Below are 19,320 nucleotides of genomic sequence, written 5' to 3'. Positions count from 1 at the left end.
CCATGCTTACGACCACCACCTTGGAACCCGCCCTGTCGGTCCGTCAGGTCCTCGGCCTGGAACGGGTGCTCGCCGGGGAGCCCGAGGTGGTGGCCGGCGCCGGCCAGCTCGACCGGGCCGTGCGCTGGGTGCATGTCGCCGAGGCCGCCGACGTCGGCGTCATGCTGAGCGGCGGCGAGATGATCCTCACGACCGGGGTGCTGCTCGCCGGGGACGAGGAGGCCCAGGCCGAGTACATCCGGTCGCTGCACCGGGCGGAGGCCGCCGCCGTCGTCCTCGGGCTCGGGCGGGCCTTTCCGGCACCGCCGGACGTCATGCGGCGCGCGGCCGAGCGCTGCGGACTGCCGATGGTGGTCCTCCACCGTCCCTTCCCCTTCGCGGAGTTGACGGAGGAGGTCCAGTCCCGGCTCGTGCGGCGGAAGTTCGCCGCCGTGAGCCTGTCCGAGACGGTGCGGACCGCTCTCACGGGGCTCATCACCTCAGGCGCCCCGCTGCAGCCGCTGCTGGACGAGGTCGCTTCGCACAGCGCCTGTCCCGTCGTCGTCACCAACCTCGCCCATCGGGTCCTCGCCACGGCGGGGGAGCGGTCGGCCGTGGACGACGTGCTGCGCGACTGGGAGCGCATCTCCCGGCAGGCCGGCGGCAGCGAGGGCGACGGCTGGATCCGGGCCGAACTGGGCGGGCGCGGGGAACGCTGGGGGCGGATCGTGCTCTGCGGCTACCGGGGTGACGCCGCCACCGGACGGCTCCTCGCCGACCGGGCCGCCGAGGCTCTCGTCCTGCACCGCATGCTCGGGGGCTCCGTCCACACCTGGGAGGAGCAGTCCGCCCAGAGCCTGCTGACGGACCTGGTGAGCGGCGTCGTACCGGCTCGGCAGCTGCTGCCGCGCGCGCGGGCCGCCGGACTGCCCGTCAACCGGCGGACCTTCGTGCCGCTCGTCGTACGGGACGGTGACCCCGCCGAACTCGACCGCGTACTGCGGCTGTTGGGGCTGCCGGGGCTGGTTGCCGAGCTGGCCGACGACGCCACCGCCGTCCTGCTGAGCCTCGCCCGGGACCAGGACGCCAAGGCGCTGGCCGCACACTTCGCGCTCCGGCTGCGCACCGAGACCGGCGGGGGCAGGACCGTCGTGGCCGCCGCCGACGCGCTCGCCGGCTGGGACGACGTGCCCACCGGACTGCGCGAGGCGCTGCATGTCGCCGCGGCCGTCGCGGACACCCCGGCGGGGCAGGACCTGCCGGTGCTGGTGTACCTGAGGGACGTACGGTTGCGCGGGCTGGTCCGGCTGCTGCGGGACGATCCGCACGTACAGGCGTTCGCGGAGCGGGAGCTCGACGGACTGCTGTGCGGGGCCGAGGGCGAGTCCGAGCTGCTGCCCGTGCTCCGGACCTATCTCGCGACCGGGCGCAACAAGTCACGTACCGCGCAACTCCATCATGTCTCGCGGCCCGCGCTCTACCGACGCCTTGAGGCGATAGAGACGCGGCTCGGGCTCGATCTCGACGACTTCGAGCAGGCCGCCTCCGTGCATATAGCGCTCCTCGCGCACGACGCTCAGCAAGGCCGATGACCGCGCTCTCCGATGCGCCGTCTTACCGCTCCGAAACATCACAGGACCCGGGAAAACAGTGGTGAAACATGGGCCGAAATCAGGGTGACACCGTGGAACGCCGAACGCCCGCAGGCGTGACACCGTGCAACTCAAACCCGATCTCCGGGCTTCCTAGGCTCGCCGTACACCGAGTGACCGGAGGTCCCGATGAGCAGGGTGATTCGCGCCGCCATTTTCCAGACTGCCTGGACGGGCGACAAGGAGTCGATGATCCAGGTCCACGAGCAGGCGGTCCGCGACGCCGCGGCGCAGGGTGCTCAAGTCATGTGCTTCCAGGAGCTGTTCTACGGCCCCTACTTCTGCCAGGTGCAGGACAAGGCGTTCTACGAGTACGCCGAGCAGATTCCGAACGGCCCGATCGTCAAGCGCTTCCAGGCGCTCGCCAAGGAACTGGGCATCGTCCTCGTCCTGCCGATGTACGAGGAGGAGCAGCCCGGCGTCCTCTACAACACGGCCGCGGTGATCGACGCGGACGGCTCGTACCTGGGCAAGTACCGCAAGCACCACATCCCGCAGGTCAACGGCTTCTGGGAGAAGTTCTACTTCCGCCCGGGCAACGCCGGCTGGCCCGTCTTCGAGACGGCCGTGGGCAGGATCGGCGTCTACATCTGCTACGACCGGCACTTCCCGGAGGGCTGGCGTGCGCTGGGCCTCGAAGGCGCCGAGATCGTCTTCAACCCGTCGGCCACCTCACGCGGACTGTCCTCCTACCTGTGGCAGCTGGAGCAGCCGGCGGCGGCCGTCGCCAACGAGTACTTCGTCGGCGCGATCAACCGGGTCGGCGTCGAGGAACTGGGCGACAACGACTTCTACGGGACCTCGTACTTCGTGGACCCGGAGGCCCAGTTCGTCGGCGAGGTGGCGAGCGACAAGGAGACCGAACTCGTCGTCCGCGACCTGGACCTGGCCAAGATGCGCGAGGTCCGCGACCGCTGGCAGTTCTTCCGCGACCGCCGCCCGGACGCGTACGGCCCGCTCACGGCCCCGTAACAAGCAGACGCTCACACCCGCGCCCCGCTTTTAGGGGCGCGGGGCAGCGTCCATTTGCGGCTCCGCCGCGGGGCGCGACCAGCCACACACAACCGGTACTTCGAAGACAACCGAGGAGCGTGAACCCATGTCCGGCCGTACCGTAATCCGAGGCGGACTAGTCATCACCGCGTCCGACGAACTCCACGCGGACGTCCTCATCGAGGACGGCCGCATCGCCGCCCTCGCCACCAGCGGAAGCGCAACCGCCGAGTCGTGGACGGCCGAGCGGACCATAGACGCCACCGGAAAGTACGTCATCCCCGGCGGTGTCGACGCGCACACCCACATGGAACTGCCGTTCGGCGGTACGGCCGCCTCGGACACCTTCGAGACCGGCACGCGGGCCGCCGCCTGGGGCGGTACGACCACGATCATCGACTTCGCCGTGCAGAGCGTCGGCCAGTCGCTGCGCGACGGACTCGACACCTGGAACGCCAAGGCCGACGGCAACTGCGCCATCGACTACGGCTTCCACATGATCGTCTCCGACGTGAACCAGGACACGCTCAAGGAGATGGACCTGCTGGTCGAGGAGGGCGTCACCTCCTTCAAGCAGTTCATGGCCTACCCGGGCGTCTTCTACAGCGACGACGGCCAGATCCTGCGCGCCATGCAGCGCTCCGCCGAGAACGGCGGCCTGATCATGATGCACGCCGAGAACGGCATCGCGATCGACGTCCTCGTCGAACAGGCGCTCGCCCGGGGCGAGACCGACCCCCGCTACCACGGGGAGGTCCGCAAGGCCCTCCTCGAAGCCGAGGCCACGCACCGCGCCATCAAGCTCGCCCAGGTCGCCGGCGCACCCCTCTACGTCGTCCACGTCTCGGCGCAGGAGGCAGTCGCCGAGCTGTCACGGGCGCGCGACGAGGGGCTCAACGTCTTCGGCGAGACCTGCCCGCAGTACCTGTTCCTGTCGACCGACAACCTCGCCGAGCCCGACTTCGAGGGCGCGAAATACGTGTGCAGCACGCCGCTGCGGCCCAAGGACCACCAGGCCGCCCTGTGGCGGGGCCTCAGGACAAACGACCTCCAAGTCGTTTCCACGGACCACTGTCCGTTCTGCTTCGAGGGTCAGAAGGAACTGGGCCGCGGCGACTTCTCGAAGATCCCCAACGGGCTCCCGGGCGTCGAGAACCGCATGGACCTCCTCCACCAGGGCGTCGTCGACGGGCACATCAGCCGCCGCCGCTGGATCGAGATCGCCTGCGCCACCCCGGCCCGGATGTTCGGCCTCTACCCGAAGAAGGGCACCATCGCCCCGGGCGCCGACGCCGACGTCGTCATCTACGACCCGCACGCCGAGCAGATCGTCTCCGCCGAGACGCACCACATGAACGTCGACTACTCGGCGTACGAGGGCAAGCGGCTCACCGGCCGCGTCGAGACCGTCCTCTCGCGCGGCGAACTCGTCATCACCGAGCGGGAGTTCACCGGACGCGCGGGTCACGGCGTCTACACCCCCCGCTCCACCTGTCAGTACCTGATCTGAACTAGGAGCAGCGCTAATGGACTTCGGCCTCGTCCTGCAGACCGACCCGCCGGCCTCGCGTGTCATCGAGCTGATGCAGCGCGCCGAGGGCAACGGCTTCACGTACGGCTGGACCTTCGACTCCGCCGTGCTGTGGCAGGAACCGTTCGTGATCTACAGTCAGATCCTCTCCAGCACCGAGAAGTTGACGGTCGGCCCGATGGTCACCAACCCGGGCACCCGCACCTGGGAGGTCACCGCCTCCACCTTCGCCACCCTCAACGACATGTTCGGCAACCGCACGGTCTGTGGGATCGGTCGAGGCGACTCCGCGATGCGCGTCGCCGGCCGGACCCCCAACACGCTGGCCCGGATCAGCGGCGCGATGAAGGTCATCCGCTCGCTGGGCCGGGGCGAGGAGGCCGACCTCGGTGGTGCGGTGGTCAGGTTCCCGTGGGTGAAGCCGGGCGCCGAACTCCCCGTCTGGATGGCCGCGTACGGCCCCAAGGCGCTCAAGATGACCGGCGAGGAGGCCGACGGGTTCATCCTGCAGCTCGCCGACCTCTATCTGACCGAATACATGGTCAAGGCCGTCAAGGACGCGGCCGTCGCCGCCGGACGTGATCCGTCCGAGGTGAAGATCTGCGTCGCCGCCCCCGCGTACATCACCGAGGACGACTCGCCCGAGGCGCTCGCCCACGCCCGCGACCAGTGCCGCTGGTTCGGCGGGATGGTCGGCAACCACGTCGCCGACCTGGTGTCGAAGTACGGCGAACACTCCGCCGCCGTACCCGAGGAACTCACCGACTACATCAAGGCCCGCGAGGGCTACGACTACTCCCACCACGGACGGGCCGACAACCCCGACACCCAGTTCGTGCCGGACGAGATCGTCGACCGGTTCTGCCTCATCGGCACCCCCGAGGCGCACATCGAGAAGCTCAACAAGCTGCGTGAGCTCGGTGTCGACCAGTTCGCCGTCTACGACATGCACGACGCCCAGGAAGCCGTCATCGACGCCTACGGCTCGACGGTGATCCCGGCCGTCAACGCCTGACGACCGGCACCGGCCGCCGTGTTACCTCCCGCACGTCCCCACCAACTCCCTCTCCCCGGCGTTCAGGTAGCCGGGGAGGGGGTCAGGACACCCCCGGGTGTCCTGTGCGCGTCCCCCAACGCGCCGCCACCCGCACGGCCTTTCCCGACCCACCTCTTTGATTGGCCTGCCCATGACCGACACCGCTCCCACGGCCATACCGCCGTCCTCCCAACTCACCCTCCCCGACGGCCGGGTGGAGATCTCCCCCGACGCGCCCGTTCCCACCGGGCCGTACGCCAACGAGGACCTGCTGCCGGTTCCGATCGAGAAGCGCACCTGGACCACGTACAACTTCTCGGCTCTCTGGGTGGGCATGGCCCACAACACGGCCTCCTGGACCCTCGCTTCGGGTCTGATCGCCGTGGGCATGGACTGGAAGCAGGCCGTGCTCACGATCGCGCTGGCGAACGTGATCGTGCTGGTTCCGATGCTGCTCACCGGGCACGCCGGGCCGAAGTACGGCATCCCCTTCCCGGTCTTCGCCCGCGCCTCCTTCGGGGTGCGCGGCGCCAACCTGCCCGCTGTCGTACGGGCGTTGGTGGCGTGCGGCTGGTTCGGCATCCAGACGTGGATCGGCGGCGAGGCGATCTACTTCCTCGCCGGGAAGCTCATCGGTGACAGCTGGGCGAACGCCTCGCACATCGGTGGGTACGCCTGGACGATGTGGCTGTCCTTCGCCATCTTCTGGGCGATCCAGGTCGCCATCATCTACCGGGGCATGGAGACCATCCGCCGGTTCGAGAACTGGGCCGCGCCCTTCGTGCTCCTCGGCGCCGGTGTGATGCTGTGGTGGATGGCGAGCAAGGCCGGCGGCTTCGGCCCGCTGCTCGACCAGCCCTCCAAGCTGGGCTACGGCGCGGACTTCTGGAAGATCTTCGCGCCCGCACTGATGGGCATGATCGGCTTCTGGTCCACGCTGTCCCTGAACATCCCGGACTTCACCCGGTACGGGAAGAGCCAGAAGGCCCAGACGTGGGGGCAGGCGCTCGGTCTGCCGACCACGATGACGCTGTTCGCGTTCCTGTCCGTCATGGTCACCTCGGGCTCGCAGGCCGTCTACGGCAAGGCCATCTGGGACCCGGTCCAGCTCGCCGCGAAGACCGACAACGTCTTCGGGCTGCTGTTCGCCCTGGTCACCGTGCTGGTGGCGACCCTCTCCGTGAACGTCGCGGCCAACCTGGTCTCCCCGGCCTTCGACTTCTCCAACATCGCGCCCCGGAAGATCAGCTTCCGGGCCGGTGCGCTCGCCACCTGCGTACTCGGCGTACTGATCTTCCCGTGGAAGCTGTACTCCGACCCGCAGGGCTACATCTTCACCTGGCTCGGCCTGGTCGGCGGTCTCCTGGGCACGGTTGCCGGCATCCTCATCGCCGACTACTGGATCCTGCGCCGCGGCAAGCTCGACCTCGCCGACCTGTACCGCGCGGGCGGACGGTACTGGTACGACAACGGCTGGAACTGGCGAGCGGTCGTCGCGTTCCTGGTCGGCGGTGTGCTGGCCGTGGGCGGCGCCAACTTCGCGCCGCTGATCGACGGACGGCCCATCCCCGCCCTGTCCTCACTCGCCGACTACGGCTGGGCCGTGGGCCTGGGCACCTCGATGGTGCTCTACCTGGTGCTGATGCTGGCGACCGGCCAGGGCAGGACCGGGGCGGAGCCCGGGGTGCGGGAGGAGGCGAAGGCCTGACCCCGTGACGTGACGACGTGACGACCTGACGTGCGACGGAGGGCAGCCGGTCTACCGGGTGCCCTCCAGCGCTGCCACCGCGTCGCGGGCGGCCTTGATGGCGCCCTTGTTGATCACATCCGTGCTGGGTGCCTTCTTCGACTCGAAGTCACTGCCGTTGTACGTGATCACCACCAGCGCGTTCGACGCGCGGACCAGGACCACACCCTCGCGGGTCTGCTGCTTGTCCTCGGTGGTCAGGTTCACGACGGAATAGGCGGCGTCACCGAGCCCCGGCACGACTCCGCCGCCGCTCTTCTCCGTCAGGCGCTCCTTGTACGTCTTCTCCGCCGCCGCGTCCGTGTCGGACAGCTCGAACGACACGTCGAGCCAGCGGTAGTCGTACTCCTTGAGCGCGTTCCAGGAACAGGTGCGGCGCGCCGCGGCGTCCGTCGACGGGATCTCCTTGCCGGCCGCCTTGGCGCCCGGGACAAGGGACTTGACCGTGCCAGGTTTCACGGCCGAGCAGGGTGCGGGCGCGGCGGTGAACGTCTTCGTCGCCGCCGAGGTCGAGGGCGCGGTGGGCGACGCGGAGGCGCCCTTGGTGGCCGAGTCATGGGTGTCGGCGGCCGGCGCCGGGGCGAGCGGGCCCGAGGACAGCGCCCAGCCGGCCGTGGCGAGCACGGCGACCGGTGCCAGGCGGGTGGTGAGTGCGAGCGGCAGGGGAAGGCTCAAGGCGCACTTCTCGTGGGGGTCGGTGCGGAGGGGGGTCCGCACTCCGGACGGGACGCCAGTGTCACATGACTGTCTGTGGGGCGGAAGTACGAACTCGCTCCGTGGCTGTGCGATGACCGTCTTGCACGGTCGGCCGCCCGTACTGTCCGTCGGAATGCGCAAATCGTCGCTGATAGCGCGCAGTTCACATCCAACAGGATCAATTCCGGCAAAAGTATCATCGAAGCGGATATGGCCCAACTGGTCCTGGGTGCAGTTAAGCGCTTGCGTCGCTCCGGCCCCGTACGCAGCCTTGCCGTATGTCCTCCTCATCGGCCGTCACTGAGAACGCGTCCCCCGAACTCCCAGCCGTGCGCGAGGAGATCCTCGACTACTACGCACGCGGCAAGGAAGACGTCCGTATCCGGCAGGGGTCCGGCCGGCTGGAGTTCTGGCGGACCCAGGACGTGCTCCGGCGGCTGCTGCCCGCGGCGCCCGGGCGTCTGCTGGACGTCGGCGGAGGCAGCGGAGTACACGCGGAATGGCTGGCGCGGGACGGGTACGAGGTGGAGCTCGTCGATCCCGTGCCGCTGCATGTGGATCAGGCGGGGCGGTTGCCCGGTGTCTCGGCCAGGCTCGGGGACGCCCGTGCGCTGCCCGCGGACGACGCCTCGTACGACGTCGTGCTGCTGCTGGGTCCGCTCTACCACCTGCCCGAACGGTCTGACCGGGTAACGGCGTTGGGGGAGGCGCTGCGGGTCGTCCGGCCCGGGGGACTGGTCGTCGCGGCCACCATCAACCGCCATACCGCGCTGCACGGCCTGCTGAGGCAGGAGCTCTACTTCGATCCGGCGCACCGGGCCCGCACCGACGAGGTCAGCACGCACGGCCGGCACGGCACGGATCACGGCACGTTCACCACCGCCTACCTCGCCGAACCGACCGAGGTACCGGCCGAGTTCGAGGAGGCGGGACTCGTACCGGAAGGCCAGTTCGGGCTGGAGGGCCTCGCCTGGCTCATGGGCGGCGTCGAGGAGTGGCTGGACGATCCGGAGCGCCGCGAGGCCGTCATGTCCGCGACCCGCCGCATCGAGTCCGAACCGACGCTGCTCGGCGCGAGTGGCCATCTGCTGACTGCGGGACGGCGTCGGCCGTAGGCGGTGCATGCGCTGCGGAGCGTGGAGGTGGAGGTGGAAGTGGAGTACGTACGATCATCGGATCGTGTGCCGTAGTGAAGGAGCCGCCGTGTTCACCACCCGACCCACGCTCCAGGGCACCTTCGGCATGGTGTCCTCCACACACTGGCTGGCCTCCCAGTCGGCGATGGCCGTCCTGGAGAACGGCGGCAACGCCTACGACGCCGCCGTGGCCGCCGGCTTCGTCCTGCACGTCGTCGAACCGCACCTGAACGGGCCCGGTGGTGAGGTGCCGATCATCGTCGCGCCGGCCGGCGGCGAGGTGCGGGTGCTGTGCGGGCAGGGCGTGGCGCCGGCCGGGGCCACCGTCACGCACTACCGGGGACTGGGGCTCGACCTCGTGCCCGGCACCGGCCCCCTCGCCGCCGCCGTGCCCGGCGCCTTCGACGCCTGGATGCTGCTGCTCCGCGACCACGGCACCAAGCCGCTCGCCGACGTCCTCGCGTACGCCATCGGCTACGCCGAGGACGGGCACGCGCCCGTGGAGGCCGTCGGCGCGACCGTCGAGACCGTACGAGAACTCTTCGAGACGGAGTGGACCTCGTCGGCGGACGTCTACCTGCCCGGCGGCCGGTCGCCCCGGCCGGGCGAGCTGTTCCGCAATCCCGCCTTGGCCGCCACCTGGAAGCGACTGCTCGCCGAGGTCGCAGGGGCGGGGGACCGCGTCGCCCAGATCGAGGCGGCACGAGAGGTGTGGCGCAGCGGCTTCATCGCCGAGGCGCTCGTACGTCAGTCCGCGCGGCCCACCCTCGACACCAGCGGCAGGCACCACACCGGCACCCTGACAGCCGCCGACCTCGCCTCCTGGTCCGCCTCCTACGAGGCACCGGTGACCTACGACTGGCACGGCTGGACCCTGTGCAAGGCCGGCCCCTGGAGCCAGGGCCCGGTCCTTCTCCAGCAGCTCGCGCTGCTCCCGCCCGAGCCGGCCGAGATCCCCCGGTACGGTTCCGCCGACTACGTCCATCTGCTGATCGAGGGCTGCAAGCTCGCCATGGCGGACCGGGAGGCCTGGTACGGGGACGCGTCCGGTGGAGCCGACGTACCGCTCGACGACCTGCTGTCCGACGCGTACAACGCCGACCGGCGGACCCTCGTCGGTCGTGCGGCCTCGTACGAGCTCAGGCCCGGGAGCCCCGGAGGGCGTACTCCGCGACTGTGCGCACGCGCGCGTGTGCCGGTCACGGACGAGCCCGGGACCGGAGCTCCGGGGGCCGGGGAGCCGACCGTCGCCAAGTTCCCCACCTCACCCGTGCCCGGTGAGCCCGAGATCGCCGCCGACGGTTCCACCCGGGGCGACACCTGCCACCTCGACGTCGTCGACCGCTGGGGCAACATGGTCGCGGCCACACCCAGCGGCGGCTGGCTCCAGTCCAACCCCGTCGTACCCGAACTGGGCTTCCCGCTCGGCACCCGGCTCCAGATGACCTGGCTGGAGGAGGGCCTGCCCAATTCCCTCACCGCGGGCCGCCGCCCCCGGACCACCCTCACGCCCTCCGTCGCCCTGCGCGACGGGGTGCCGGTACTGGCGTTCGGTACGCCGGGCGGGGACCAGCAGGACCAGTGGCAGCTGCACTTCTTCCTCGCGGTCGCCCTGGGCGGCAGGGTGCGGGGCGGCCTGGACCTCCAGGGTGCGATCGACGCCCCGAACTGGCACAACGACAGCTTCCCGGGCTCCTTTCACCCGCGTGGCACCCGCCCGGGCAGTGTCACCGTGGAGGCCCGCATGCCGGACGACGTGATCGAGGAGCTGCGTCGCCGGGGGCACGACGTGACGATCGGCGACGACTGGTCGGAGGGCCGGCTGTGCGCGGTCGCCCGGGACCCCGGGACGGGCGTCCTGTCGGCGGCGGCGAATCCGCGGGGGATGCAGGGCTACGCGGTCGGGCGCTGAGACGTCCGCGACATCCGGGCCGATGTCCGAATCCTGGTCTTCAGGCGGATTCCATCCCATGTTCACCGGCCCGGCGGGGATTGTCAGTGGCGCGTGCTCTCATGGAGACATGATCGAAGACAACGAAACCATCGAAGAGTTTCTCGCCCGGCACGCGTCCGACGTCGAAGAAGCGGTCCGCGAGGCGGCGGCCGCGGAGATCATGCCGCGCTTCCGTCAGCTCGCCGCCCACGAGGTCGACCAGAAGAGCGGCCCGCACGACCTGGTGACGGACGCCGACCGCAAGGCCGAACTGTATCTGACCGAGGTGCTGCCCAAGCTGCTGCCCGGCTCCGTCGTCGTCGGCGAGGAGGCGGTGCACGCGAACCCCGCCTCGTACGAGGCGATACAGGGCGACGCGCCGGTCTGGATCGTCGACCCGGTGGACGGCACCCGGCAGTTCGTCCACGGCGACCCCGGCTTCTGCACGCTCGTCGCGCTCGCCCACCACGGGGTCGTCCGCGCGTCGTGGACCTTCGCCGCGGCCCGCGACCAGCTCGCCACGGCGATCCGAGGCCGGGGCGCCTTCCTCGACGGCGTCCCCCTGCACTCGGGGTCGCCCGAGCCCGACCGCGACCTCCGGGTCGCCACCTCCCACCCGGACTACACGACGGACGAGCAGAAGCGTGCGCTGCTCGGCCTGTGGGCGGACGGCGTCCAGCCGCGCGCCTGCGGGGCGGCGGGCCTGGAGTACCTGGCCATCGCCCGCGGTGAACTGGATGCCACGGCGTTCTCCTGGGAGGCCGCCTGGGACCACGCCGCAGGCATCCTCCTCGTCGAGGAGGCCGGCGGCGTCCACCTGACGCGCGCGGGGGAGCCGTTCCGGATAACCGGCGGCAACGCGCTGCCGTTCACCGCGTCGCGTGACGCGGCCACGGCTCGCCGGGTGGTGGAACTGCTGTCGGGCGCAGCCTGATCTGCGGGCGGGCCGAGCTGAAGCGCAGGGTGGCGACCTCGAACTCGGCCACCGTGCCCACCGCCGGCCAGTCCGCGGGGTCGAAGGGCAGCCAGGCGGCGTCCACGAAGGCGTCGACCGGCAGGTTGATGTCGACGAAGAGGCCCGTCCGGCCCGGACCCCACGGCAGCGCGCACACCATGCCGGTGAGCAGGGAGCCCTCCGGCAGCGGGCCGGTGACGTAGTGGCTCAGGTGCCGATGCCGCAGGGCGGTGGACCAGGCCCGCTCGAACTCCGAGTCGGTCACGTCCACCGCCTCCGGCGGCACCTCCACGGCCCCTTCGGTGAACGCCCCGTACACGGTCTGGTAGAGCTGGACGCCCAGGTGTCCGAACCGTTCGCGCACGAGGGCCAGTTGGCCCTGCGAGGCGGCCATCGAGGCGCCGCCGGAGGCGGTGCCGTCGGCGTTCTGGAGGGGCTCGCAGGAACGCGGGACCTCCAGTGCTGCCTCGAACACCGCCTGCCGAAGCACCCAGCCGTCGTCCTCGACCTCGAACCAGAACCAGGCGGTGTCGTCGGCGTCCTCGCCGGGCGATTGGATGCGGAAACGGCGCGTCATCCGGCCGAGGTTACCCGCGCCGGGCACTGTCGGTGTCCCGGCATATCCTGATCTGAAGTGGCCGTCGGCTGACAAAGGAGTCCGAAGGTGCCGTCGATGCTCGATGCGGTGGTGGTGGGGGCGGGGCCCAACGGGCTGACTGCTGCCGTGGAGCTGGCCCGGCGAGGCTTCTCCGTCGCGGTCTTCGAGGCCCGCGACACCGTGGGCGGTGGTGCCCGGACGGAGGAGCTGACGCTGCCGGGCTTCCGGCACGACCCGTGCTCCGCGGCGCATCCCCTCGGCGTCAACTCCCCGGCGTTCAGGGCGATGCCGCTGGCGAGGTACGGGCTGGAGTGGCTGCACGCCGACCTGCCCATGGCGCACCCCTTCGCGGACGGCACGGCCGCGGTGCTGGCCCGTTCGGTGGCCGAGACGGCCGCCTCCTTCGGGCCGCGTGACGCGGGCGCGTACCGCAGGCTGGTCGAGCCGTTCCTCAGCCGGTGGGACACGCTGGCCCACGACTTCATGTCCCTGCCCCTGACCTCACTGCCCCGCGACCCGGTCACGCTCGCCCGCTTCGGTCTGGTCGGCCTGCCGCCCTCGACCTGGCTGATGCGCCGATTCCGCGACGAGCGGGCGAAAGCCCTGTTCGCAGGCCTCGTCGGACACGTCATGGCTCCGCTGGGCGGGGTCGCCACCGGCGCCGTGGGCCTGGTCTTCGCCCTGGCGGCACACGCCCGCGGCTGGCCGGTCGCCAGAGGTGGTTCCCAGGCGATCTCCGACGCGCTCACCGCGTATCTGGTGGACCTCGGCGGCACCGTCCACACCGACTACGAGGTCAAGCGGCTGGACGATCTGCCACCCGCGCGTGCGTACGTCTTCGACACCTCACCCACCGCGCTGGCCCGTATCGCGGGCTTCGGCGGGTACTACGACCGCTTCCGCTACGGCGCGGGCGTCTTCAAGATCGACTACGCGCTGGACGGTCCCGTGCCCTGGACGGCGCCGGAGGCCCGCAGAGCGACCACCGTGCAGGTCGCCTCCGGCAGGGCCGAGATCGACACCGCTCTGCGCGCCGCCTCCCGCGAGAACCGGGCCCCCGACACCCCGTTCCTGATCACCGTCCAGCCGAGCGTCGTCGACCCCTCCAGGGCCCCCGAGGGCAAGCAGGTCTTCTGGGCCTACGGACACGTCCCGAACGGCTGGACGGGCGACCTCACCGACGCCATGGAGCGCCAACTGGAGCGGTTCGCCCCCGGGTTCCGCGACCGGATCCTCGCCCGTGCCACCGCAGGCCCGCCCCAACTCGCGGCCCGCAACGCCAACTACGTCGGCGGCGACATCGGGTCCGGCGCGGCCAGCGGCCTCCAGCTCATGCTGAGGCCCAAGCTCTCCCTGTTCCCGTACGCCACCCCGCACCCGGCCGTCTTCATCTGCTCCTCGGCCACCCCGCCGGGCCCCGGCGTCCACGGTATGTCGGGACACAACGCGGCGAAGGCCGTCTGGAGAAGGCTGAGACAGTCATGACCGCCATCACGCTTGTCAAGGGCGACATCACCCGACAGAGTGCCGACGCGATCGTCAACGCGGCGAACTCGTCCCTCCTGGGTGGGGGAGGCGTCGACGGAGCGATCCACCGCAGAGGCGGCCCCGAGATCCTCGCCGCCTGCCGAGCCCTGCGCGCCGCCCTCCCCCACTCTCGGCTTCGCTCGAGCGGGGGGACCCCCATCGGCAAGGGCCTGTCCGTCGGCCGAGCGGTCGCCACGACCGCGGGAGAGCTGGACGCACGCTGGGTGATCCACACGGTGGGGCCCCGATTCCTCCCCGAGGAGGACCGGTCGGCGCTGCTGGCCTCGTGCTACCGGGAGTCGCTGGGCGTTGCCGACGAACTCGGCGCTCGCACAGTGGCGTTCCCGGCGGTTTCCGCCGGCATCTTCGGCGGGCCGATGGACGACGCCGCGCGTATCGCGGTGGAGACCGTACGGGCCACGGAGACCGCGGTCGAGGAGGTGCGGTTCGTCCTCTTCGACGATCAGGCGTACGAGGCCTTCGCCGGGCAACTCCGTTGACGACAAACGGGGTTCGGTTTCCTTGGTCGGTGCGAGGCCCGGGGCCCCGAGCCCTGGTCCCGTTCCGGCGCCGGGCAGGCCGATGGCGGGCCGATGCGGCGGGGCCGGGCGGAGGCTGTCGGGCCGTCAGGACGGCGGTTTCGCCGTTCCCCTGGCCTCCTCCTGGGCTGCCCGCAGGTCCGCCAGCAGTTCCGCCTGTCCGGTCAGTACGCCGGACAGGATGATCCGCGCGACCCGGAGCAGTTCGGCCACATACGGGCTGGTCAGCGAGTAGTACACGGTCGACCCCTCCTTGCGGGTGACGACCAGGTTGGCCCGTCGTAACACCGCCAACTGCTGTGAGAGATGCGCGGGCTCGATGCCCACCTCGGGCAGCATCTCCGCGACCGCGTGCTCACGTTCGCTCAGCAGCTCCAGGACGCGGATACGGGCCGGATGCCCGAGGGTCTTGAAGAACTCGGCCTTGAGTTGGTAGAGCGGCGTACTCATCGTGCCGTCGCCTCCTCGGGACAGCGGTACGACCGCACCGGCACCGGCCGATCCTCGGCGCATCGCACCCACGCATTCAAGAACACCATGGTGCTCATCCTCGCCCGCGACGCCCGCAGGACAGAATCCGGCCGCGGACGCCGAGCCGCACCGGTCCCGGCCGTGCCGCCGTCCTCATCGGGCCGCCTCCCCGTCGTTCTCCCTGGTGTTCTCCGTGCGCTTGTCGGTGGACCCGGCCGCGGGCGTGCTCCTGGCCTCGACCGTGGTGCGCGGTCTGGTCCTCGGCGCGGGTACGGCGGACAGGACTCCGGTGGACTCCAGATGAGCGCGCGCCCCCTGGATCGCCTCGGGGGTGGTGCCGTACTCGCGGTCCGTCTGCCGTAGCAGGTCCAACAGTCCTACGGAGTCGAGGACTTGGCGCTGGCCGGGGCGGATGCCGGAGAACATGACGACGATGCCACGCCGGTTCAGCCTCTGGACGGCGTCCTTCAGCATCAGCGCACCGGTCGCGTCCATGGTCGACACCCGGGACATCCGCAGGATCACCACTCGCACGTCCGCCACATCGGTCAGCTCCAGCAGGAAACGGTGGGCGGCGGCGAAGAACAGCGGTCCGTCGATCCGGTAGGCGACGATGTGCTCCGCCAGCAGGGCGTGCTCCTCGGCGCTGTGGTCGCCCCGGTCGAGTGGAACCTCGTCGAGACGGGCCTGCTGGGCCACGGCCCGGAGCGCGAGCGCGCCCGCGACGATCAGACCGATGATCACCGCGTACACCAGGTCGAGGACGAGGGTGGCGAGGGCGGTCAGGACCAGGATCAGCGCGTCGGAACGGGTCGCTCTGGCCATCGCCCGCAGTGAGCCGATCTCGACCATGCGGATCGCGGTGGCCAGCAGGACGCCTGCCAGCGCGGCCAGCGGGATCTTCGAGACCAGCGGCGCCGCCGCGAAGACGATCACCGCGAGGACCAGGGCATGGGTGAGCGCGGCGAGCCGGGAACCGGCGCCCGTACGGACGTTCACGGCGGTCCGTGCGATCGCGGCCGTGGCAGGGACGCCCCCGAACAGCGGGGCGGCGAGGTTGGCGATGCCCTGCCCGAACAACTCCCGGTCCGGATCGTGCTGCTGGCCGACCGTCATACCGTCCGCGACCGTCGCCGACAGCAGCGACTCCAGCGCGGCCAGCGCGGCCACCGCCACAGCCGGGGCGAGCAGCGAGGGCAGCGCCGACAGGTCGAGGAACGCCAGCGAGGGCGCGGGCAGTCCTGCGGGCAGATCCCCGATCGGCCTGGCCGCGTCCAGGCCGAAAACCTGTGCAAGCACGGTGGCGACGATCACCGCGACGATCGAGAACGGAACGGTCGGCCGCCAACGCGCACCGAGCAGCATGACCAGCGCGACCCCCGAGGCCAGCGCGAACGCCGTCCAGTTGGGATGGCGGACGAACGCCTCGACGGCGTGCCCGGCGACCACGAGGACCTTGTCGCCCTCGGGCCGGGCCACCCCCAGCGCGTTCGGCAACTGCTGCAGCCCGATGACGCAGGCGATGCCGAGGGTGAAGCCCTCGACGACGGGGGCCGGCACGTACCGCATGTACTTGCCCGCCCGGGCCAGGGCGAGCCCGATCAGCAGCAGCCCGGCCAGGAGTCCGACGGTCAGCACCCCGCCGGGCCCGTACCGGGCGACTATCGGGACGAGGACGACGGTCATCGCCCCGGTCGGCCCCGACACCTGCAGGTTCGATCCGCCGAACACCGCCGCCAGCGCGCCCGCGACCACCGCGGTCGCCAGCCCCGCCGACGCACCGAGACCGGATGAGACTCCGAAGCCGAGCGCGAGGGGGAGTGCCACGATCGCGACGGTCAACCCGGCGAGGAGATCACGACGCGGATCACGGGCCATCGTCTCGAAGTCGGCACGGACGGGCAGCAGAGACCGCACCTGACGCCATGCGTGTCCGGCTCGACGCCCGCCGGAGTCGCTCACTCCGCGCCTGCCTGGTTCAGCGAAACGGACACGTCCGGTCCCTCGTTTCAGCGTGACTGTCTGTGGATGGGCGTAGCTGTCTGCTGTCTGCCGTCTGGGTGTACGGCCGATAAAGCATCTAAGCAATTGCGAAATTTAGCAATTCGGCATCTGGTCGTAGTCTCGGCGGGATTTCCCGTGCGGCGACCGAAGCTGACTGCGGTACCCGTCTCGCGGAGGGAAAGTGATCCGGAGCGTCCCTGGACACGCCACCTTGATGTCGGATTCTCGCCAGCCCCGGTCGCGCTGATCGACCATGCTGGACGTATGCGGAACGCGATGCACACCGATACCGAGCACTGCGTACGAGCCGTTCAGTCCAAGGACGCGCGCTTCGACGGATGGTTCTTCACGGCGGTCCTGACCACCCGGATCTACTGCAGGCCCAGCTGCCCGGTGGTGCCGCCCAAGCCCGAGAACATGACCTTCTACCCGAGCGCGGCGGCCTGCCAGCAGGCGGGCTTCCGGGCCTGCAAGAGGTGCCGCCCCGACACCAGCCCCGGTTCGCCGGAGTGGAACCAGCGCGCCGACCTCGTGGCTCGTGCGATGCGGCTGATCGGCGACGGGATCGTGGACCGTGAGGGCGTCCCCGGCCTCGCCGCCCGCCTCGGTTACAGCACCCGTCAGGTCGAACGGCAACTCCTCGCCGAGCTGGGCGCGGGACCACTCGCCCTCGCCCGAGCCCAGCGCGCCCAGACCGCGCGGCTCCTCGTCGAGACGACAGCGCTGTCCATGGCGGAGATCGCCTTCGCTGCGGGTTTCTCCTCGATCCGTACCTTCAACGACACCGTCCGCGAGGTCTTCGCCCTCTCCCCGAGCGATCTGCGCAACCGCCTCCCGAGGTCGCGCGCCCCAGCGCATCCGAGTTCGAGTCCGAGTCCGAGTGGCACGACCACGGTCGTCAGTGCCCCCGCCGCGCTGAACCTCCGTCTCCCCTTCCGCGCCCCGCTGAACCCCGACAACCTCTTCGGCCACCTCGCCGCGACCGCCGTACCCGGCGTGGAGGAATGGCGGGACGGCGCCTACCGCCGGACCCTGCGACTCCCGTACGGCCACGGCATCGCCGCCCTCACCCCCAAGCCGGATCACATCGCGTGCCGGCTCACCCTGAGCGATCTGCGTGATCTGCCCGTCGCGATCAGCCGCTGCCGTCGGATGCTCGACCTGGACGCCGATCCGGTCGCGGTCGACGAGCAGTTGTGCACGGATCCCGTGCTGGCGCCGCTTGTCGCGAAGGGCCCGGGCCGACGTGTCCCCCGGACGGTCGACGAGGCGGAGTTCGCCGTACGGGCGGTGCTCGGTCAGCAGGTCTCCACGGCCGCCGCCCGCACCCACGCGGCCCGTCTCGTCACGGCGCACGGCGACCCGGTCGACGATCCGGAGGGTGGTCTCACGCATCTCTTCCCGACACCGGGGGCGCTGGCCGCCCTCGACCCGGAGTCCCTGGCCATGCCGCGTACCCGGCGGGCCACCTTCACCACACTCGTCGAGCAACTCGCGGACGGCAAGCTTCACTTGGGCGTCGAGAGTGACTGGCCGGAGGCCCGTGCCAGGCTCCTCGCCCTTCCCGGGTTCGGTCCCTGGACGGTCGACGTCATCGCGATGCGTGCCCTCGGCGACCCCGACGCGTTTCTCCCCACGGACCTCGGAATCCGGCGCGCGGCGCAGGAGTTGGGCCTGCCGTCGACGCCGGCCGCGCTGACCGCCCGGGCGGCGGCGTGGCGGCCGTGGCGGGCGTACGCGGTCCAGTATCTGTGGGCGACGGACAGTCACCCCATCAACTTCCTCCCGGTGTGAGCCGGTTCAAGGACGTCAGGAGCAGAAATGAAGCAGCACACGGTCGTCGACAGTCCGTACGGCCTCCTCACCCTCGTGGCCGACGACGGAGTGCTCTGCGGCCTCTACATGGTCGACCAGCGTCACCGCCCGGCCGAGGAGAACTTCGGCGCACGCGACGACACCCCCTTCGGGGAAGCGGTCGAGCAGCTCAAGGCCTATTTCCAGGGCGAGTTGAAGGAGTTCACCGTCGAACTCCGGCTGGCCGGAAGCGACTTCCAGCGCAGTGTCTGGGAGCAGCTGTGCCGCATCCCGTACGGCGAGACCCGCTCGTACGGTGAACTCGCCGACGCCCTCGGCAACCCGAAGGCCTCCCGCGCCGTGGGCCTCGCCAACGGCAAAAACCCGGTGGGCATCATCGTGCCGTGTCACCGCGTGGTCGGCGCCGACGGAAGCCTCACCGGATACGGGGGCGGCCTGGAGCGCAAGCAGCGGCTGCTGGACTTCGAACGCGGGCCGGCGCTCTTCTAGCCCGCCCCACGAGATCCCCCACGTCCCCATGGCGTCTCCTGCAGCACTTCTCCGCTCGTGTTCCGGCTGCTTCTTCAGGCCCGCCCGCGCCCTCGGCAACACCATCCACCCGAACGACCTTCGTCCCGCACCTTGTCGCCCGCCACACCCCGGCGCATGATGTGAAGCGCTTTCTGTCGCATCCATGACAATGGTCTGGGAGGGGTGCCCGTGAGGGCG

At 70.6% G+C, this 19,320-nt stretch carries 16 protein-coding genes; 12 read left to right on the top strand and 4 right to left on the bottom strand.

What is annotated here, in order from left to right:
* The first annotated feature begins 2 nt into the window (after positions 1 to 2).
* The 5 genes from PV734_RS07300 to PV734_RS07280 all read left to right on the top strand — a co-directional run bounded on the left by PV734_RS07300 (position 3) and on the right by PV734_RS07280 (position 6,899).
* Positions 3 to 1,571 carry a PucR family transcriptional regulator gene (locus PV734_RS07300; protein ID WP_319094622.1) on the top strand — a complete coding sequence of 523 codons (1,569 nt, stop codon included), beginning with the start codon at positions 3 to 5 and terminating at the stop codon, positions 1,569 to 1,571.
* A 189-nt stretch (positions 1,572 to 1,760) separates the two neighbouring features.
* A complete protein-coding gene (locus PV734_RS07295; RefSeq protein WP_319094623.1) occupies positions 1,761 to 2,603 on the top strand; it encodes a nitrilase-related carbon-nitrogen hydrolase in 843 nt (280 codons plus the stop codon).
* Positions 2,604 to 2,730: 127 nt separating this feature from the next.
* Complete coding sequence (gene hydA, locus PV734_RS07290; protein WP_319288962.1) at positions 2,731 to 4,134, top strand: dihydropyrimidinase; 1,404 nt, start codon at positions 2,731 to 2,733, stop codon at positions 4,132 to 4,134.
* A 16-nt stretch (positions 4,135 to 4,150) separates the two neighbouring features.
* Entirely contained in the window at positions 4,151 to 5,170 is a 1,020-nt protein-coding gene (locus PV734_RS07285) for a TIGR03842 family LLM class F420-dependent oxidoreductase (RefSeq protein WP_319094625.1), read from the top strand.
* A gap of 172 nt (positions 5,171 to 5,342) precedes the next feature.
* On the top strand, positions 5,343 to 6,899 hold the full coding sequence (locus tag PV734_RS07280) for an NCS1 family nucleobase:cation symporter-1 (RefSeq protein ID WP_319094626.1): 1,557 nt from the start codon (positions 5,343 to 5,345) through the stop codon (positions 6,897 to 6,899).
* 51 nt (positions 6,900 to 6,950) lie between these two features.
* Here the strand turns inward: PV734_RS07280 and PV734_RS07275 are convergent, their stop codons facing one another.
* Positions 6,951 to 7,613, bottom strand: coding sequence for a hypothetical protein (locus PV734_RS07275; protein WP_319094627.1), 663 nt, complete (start codon positions 7,611 to 7,613; stop codon positions 6,951 to 6,953).
* Positions 7,614 to 7,912: 299 nt separating this feature from the next.
* Between PV734_RS07275 and PV734_RS07270 the strand changes: the two genes are divergently transcribed.
* The 3 genes from PV734_RS07270 to PV734_RS07260 all read left to right on the top strand — a co-directional run bounded on the left by PV734_RS07270 (position 7,913) and on the right by PV734_RS07260 (position 11,637).
* Positions 7,913 to 8,749 carry a class I SAM-dependent methyltransferase gene (locus PV734_RS07270; protein ID WP_319094628.1) on the top strand — a complete coding sequence of 279 codons (837 nt, stop codon included), beginning with the start codon at positions 7,913 to 7,915 and terminating at the stop codon, positions 8,747 to 8,749.
* Positions 8,750 to 8,837: 88 nt separating this feature from the next.
* Positions 8,838 to 10,682, top strand: coding sequence for a gamma-glutamyltransferase family protein (locus tag PV734_RS07265; RefSeq protein WP_319288961.1), 1,845 nt, complete (start codon positions 8,838 to 8,840; stop codon positions 10,680 to 10,682).
* A gap of 109 nt (positions 10,683 to 10,791) precedes the next feature.
* On the top strand, positions 10,792 to 11,637 hold the full coding sequence (locus tag PV734_RS07260; RefSeq protein ID WP_319288959.1) for an inositol monophosphatase family protein: 846 nt from the start codon (positions 10,792 to 10,794) through the stop codon (positions 11,635 to 11,637).
* Here PV734_RS07260 and PV734_RS07255 read toward each other — a convergent pair.
* Positions 11,573 to 12,235, bottom strand: coding sequence for a hypothetical protein (locus tag PV734_RS07255; RefSeq protein WP_319094631.1), 663 nt, complete (start codon positions 12,233 to 12,235; stop codon positions 11,573 to 11,575). The genes PV734_RS07260 and PV734_RS07255 overlap by 65 nt on opposite strands.
* A gap of 96 nt (positions 12,236 to 12,331) precedes the next feature.
* Between PV734_RS07255 and PV734_RS07250 the strand changes: the two genes are divergently transcribed.
* Both PV734_RS07250 and PV734_RS07245 read left to right on the top strand, forming a co-directional pair.
* Positions 12,332 to 13,741 (top strand): NAD(P)/FAD-dependent oxidoreductase, encoded by a 1,410-nt coding sequence (locus PV734_RS07250; RefSeq protein WP_319288958.1) that lies wholly within the window; start codon positions 12,332 to 12,334, stop codon positions 13,739 to 13,741.
* The gene (locus tag PV734_RS07245; protein WP_319288957.1) at positions 13,738 to 14,283 is read left to right on the top strand and encodes an O-acetyl-ADP-ribose deacetylase; all 546 of its coding nucleotides are present in this window, start codon (positions 13,738 to 13,740) and stop codon (positions 14,281 to 14,283) included. Before PV734_RS07250 ends, PV734_RS07245 begins: the two co-directional genes overlap by 4 nt.
* A 126-nt stretch (positions 14,284 to 14,409) precedes the next feature.
* Here PV734_RS07245 and PV734_RS07240 read toward each other — a convergent pair whose 3' ends face one another.
* Together PV734_RS07240 and PV734_RS07235 are read right to left on the bottom strand one after the other, a co-directional pair.
* Positions 14,410 to 14,772: a metalloregulator ArsR/SmtB family transcription factor gene (locus PV734_RS07240; protein WP_319094634.1), complete on the bottom strand. Its 363-nt coding sequence runs from the start codon at positions 14,770 to 14,772 to the stop codon at positions 14,410 to 14,412.
* A gap of 174 nt (positions 14,773 to 14,946) precedes the next feature.
* A complete protein-coding gene (locus PV734_RS07235; RefSeq protein ID WP_319289172.1) occupies positions 14,947 to 16,671 on the bottom strand; it encodes a SulP family inorganic anion transporter in 1,725 nt (574 codons plus the stop codon).
* Between the two features lie 390 nt (positions 16,672 to 17,061).
* Here PV734_RS07235 and PV734_RS07230 point away from each other — a divergent pair, with 390 nt between their 5' ends.
* A complete protein-coding gene (locus PV734_RS07230) occupies positions 17,062 to 18,591 on the top strand; it encodes an AlkA N-terminal domain-containing protein (RefSeq protein ID WP_319094635.1) in 1,530 nt (509 codons plus the stop codon).
* Positions 18,592 to 18,618: 27 nt separating this feature from the next.
* Positions 18,619 to 19,101, top strand: coding sequence for a methylated-DNA--[protein]-cysteine S-methyltransferase (locus PV734_RS07225; RefSeq protein WP_319094636.1), 483 nt, complete (start codon positions 18,619 to 18,621; stop codon positions 19,099 to 19,101).
* Positions 19,102 to 19,320: the final 219 nt, after the last annotated feature.

The sequence above is a fragment of the Streptomyces sp. AK08-02 genome (assembly GCF_033795085.1).
Classification (GTDB): Bacteria; Actinomycetota; Actinomycetes; order Streptomycetales; family Streptomycetaceae; genus Streptomyces; species Streptomyces echiniscabiei.
Note: the sequence above shows the minus strand (reverse complement) of the source record. Positions and strands in the feature narration are given on the sequence as shown.

What these genes read in the sequence shown, in the direction of transcription:
- PV734_RS07300 (WP_319094622.1), top strand. Translation starts at nt 3, where the DNA reads ATGCTTACGACCACCACCTTGGAACCCGCCCTGTCGGTCCGTCAGGTC.
- PV734_RS07295 (WP_319094623.1), top strand. Translation starts at nt 1,761, where the DNA reads ATGAGCAGGGTGATTCGCGCCGCCATTTTCCAGACTGCCTGGACGGGC.
- hydA (WP_319288962.1), top strand. Translation starts at nt 2,731, where the DNA reads ATGTCCGGCCGTACCGTAATCCGAGGCGGACTAGTCATCACCGCGTCC.
- PV734_RS07285 (WP_319094625.1), top strand. Translation starts at nt 4,151, where the DNA reads ATGGACTTCGGCCTCGTCCTGCAGACCGACCCGCCGGCCTCGCGTGTC.
- PV734_RS07280 (WP_319094626.1), top strand. Translation starts at nt 5,343, where the DNA reads ATGACCGACACCGCTCCCACGGCCATACCGCCGTCCTCCCAACTCACC.
- PV734_RS07270 (WP_319094628.1), top strand. Translation starts at nt 7,913, where the DNA reads ATGTCCTCCTCATCGGCCGTCACTGAGAACGCGTCCCCCGAACTCCCA.
- PV734_RS07260 (WP_319288959.1), top strand. Translation starts at nt 10,792, where the DNA reads ATGATCGAAGACAACGAAACCATCGAAGAGTTTCTCGCCCGGCACGCG.
- PV734_RS07255 (WP_319094631.1), bottom strand. Translation starts at nt 12,235, where the DNA reads ATGACGCGCCGTTTCCGCATCCAATCGCCCGGCGAGGACGCCGACGAC.
- PV734_RS07250 (WP_319288958.1), top strand. Translation starts at nt 12,332, where the DNA reads ATGCTCGATGCGGTGGTGGTGGGGGCGGGGCCCAACGGGCTGACTGCT.
- PV734_RS07245 (WP_319288957.1), top strand. Translation starts at nt 13,738, where the DNA reads ATGACCGCCATCACGCTTGTCAAGGGCGACATCACCCGACAGAGTGCC.
- PV734_RS07240 (WP_319094634.1), bottom strand. Translation starts at nt 14,772, where the DNA reads ATGAGTACGCCGCTCTACCAACTCAAGGCCGAGTTCTTCAAGACCCTC.
- PV734_RS07235 (WP_319289172.1), bottom strand. Translation starts at nt 16,671, where the DNA reads ATGGCCCGTGATCCGCGTCGTGATCTCCTCGCCGGGTTGACCGTCGCG.
- PV734_RS07230 (WP_319094635.1), top strand. Translation starts at nt 17,062, where the DNA reads ATGCGGAACGCGATGCACACCGATACCGAGCACTGCGTACGAGCCGTT.
- PV734_RS07225 (WP_319094636.1), top strand. Translation starts at nt 18,619, where the DNA reads ATGAAGCAGCACACGGTCGTCGACAGTCCGTACGGCCTCCTCACCCTC.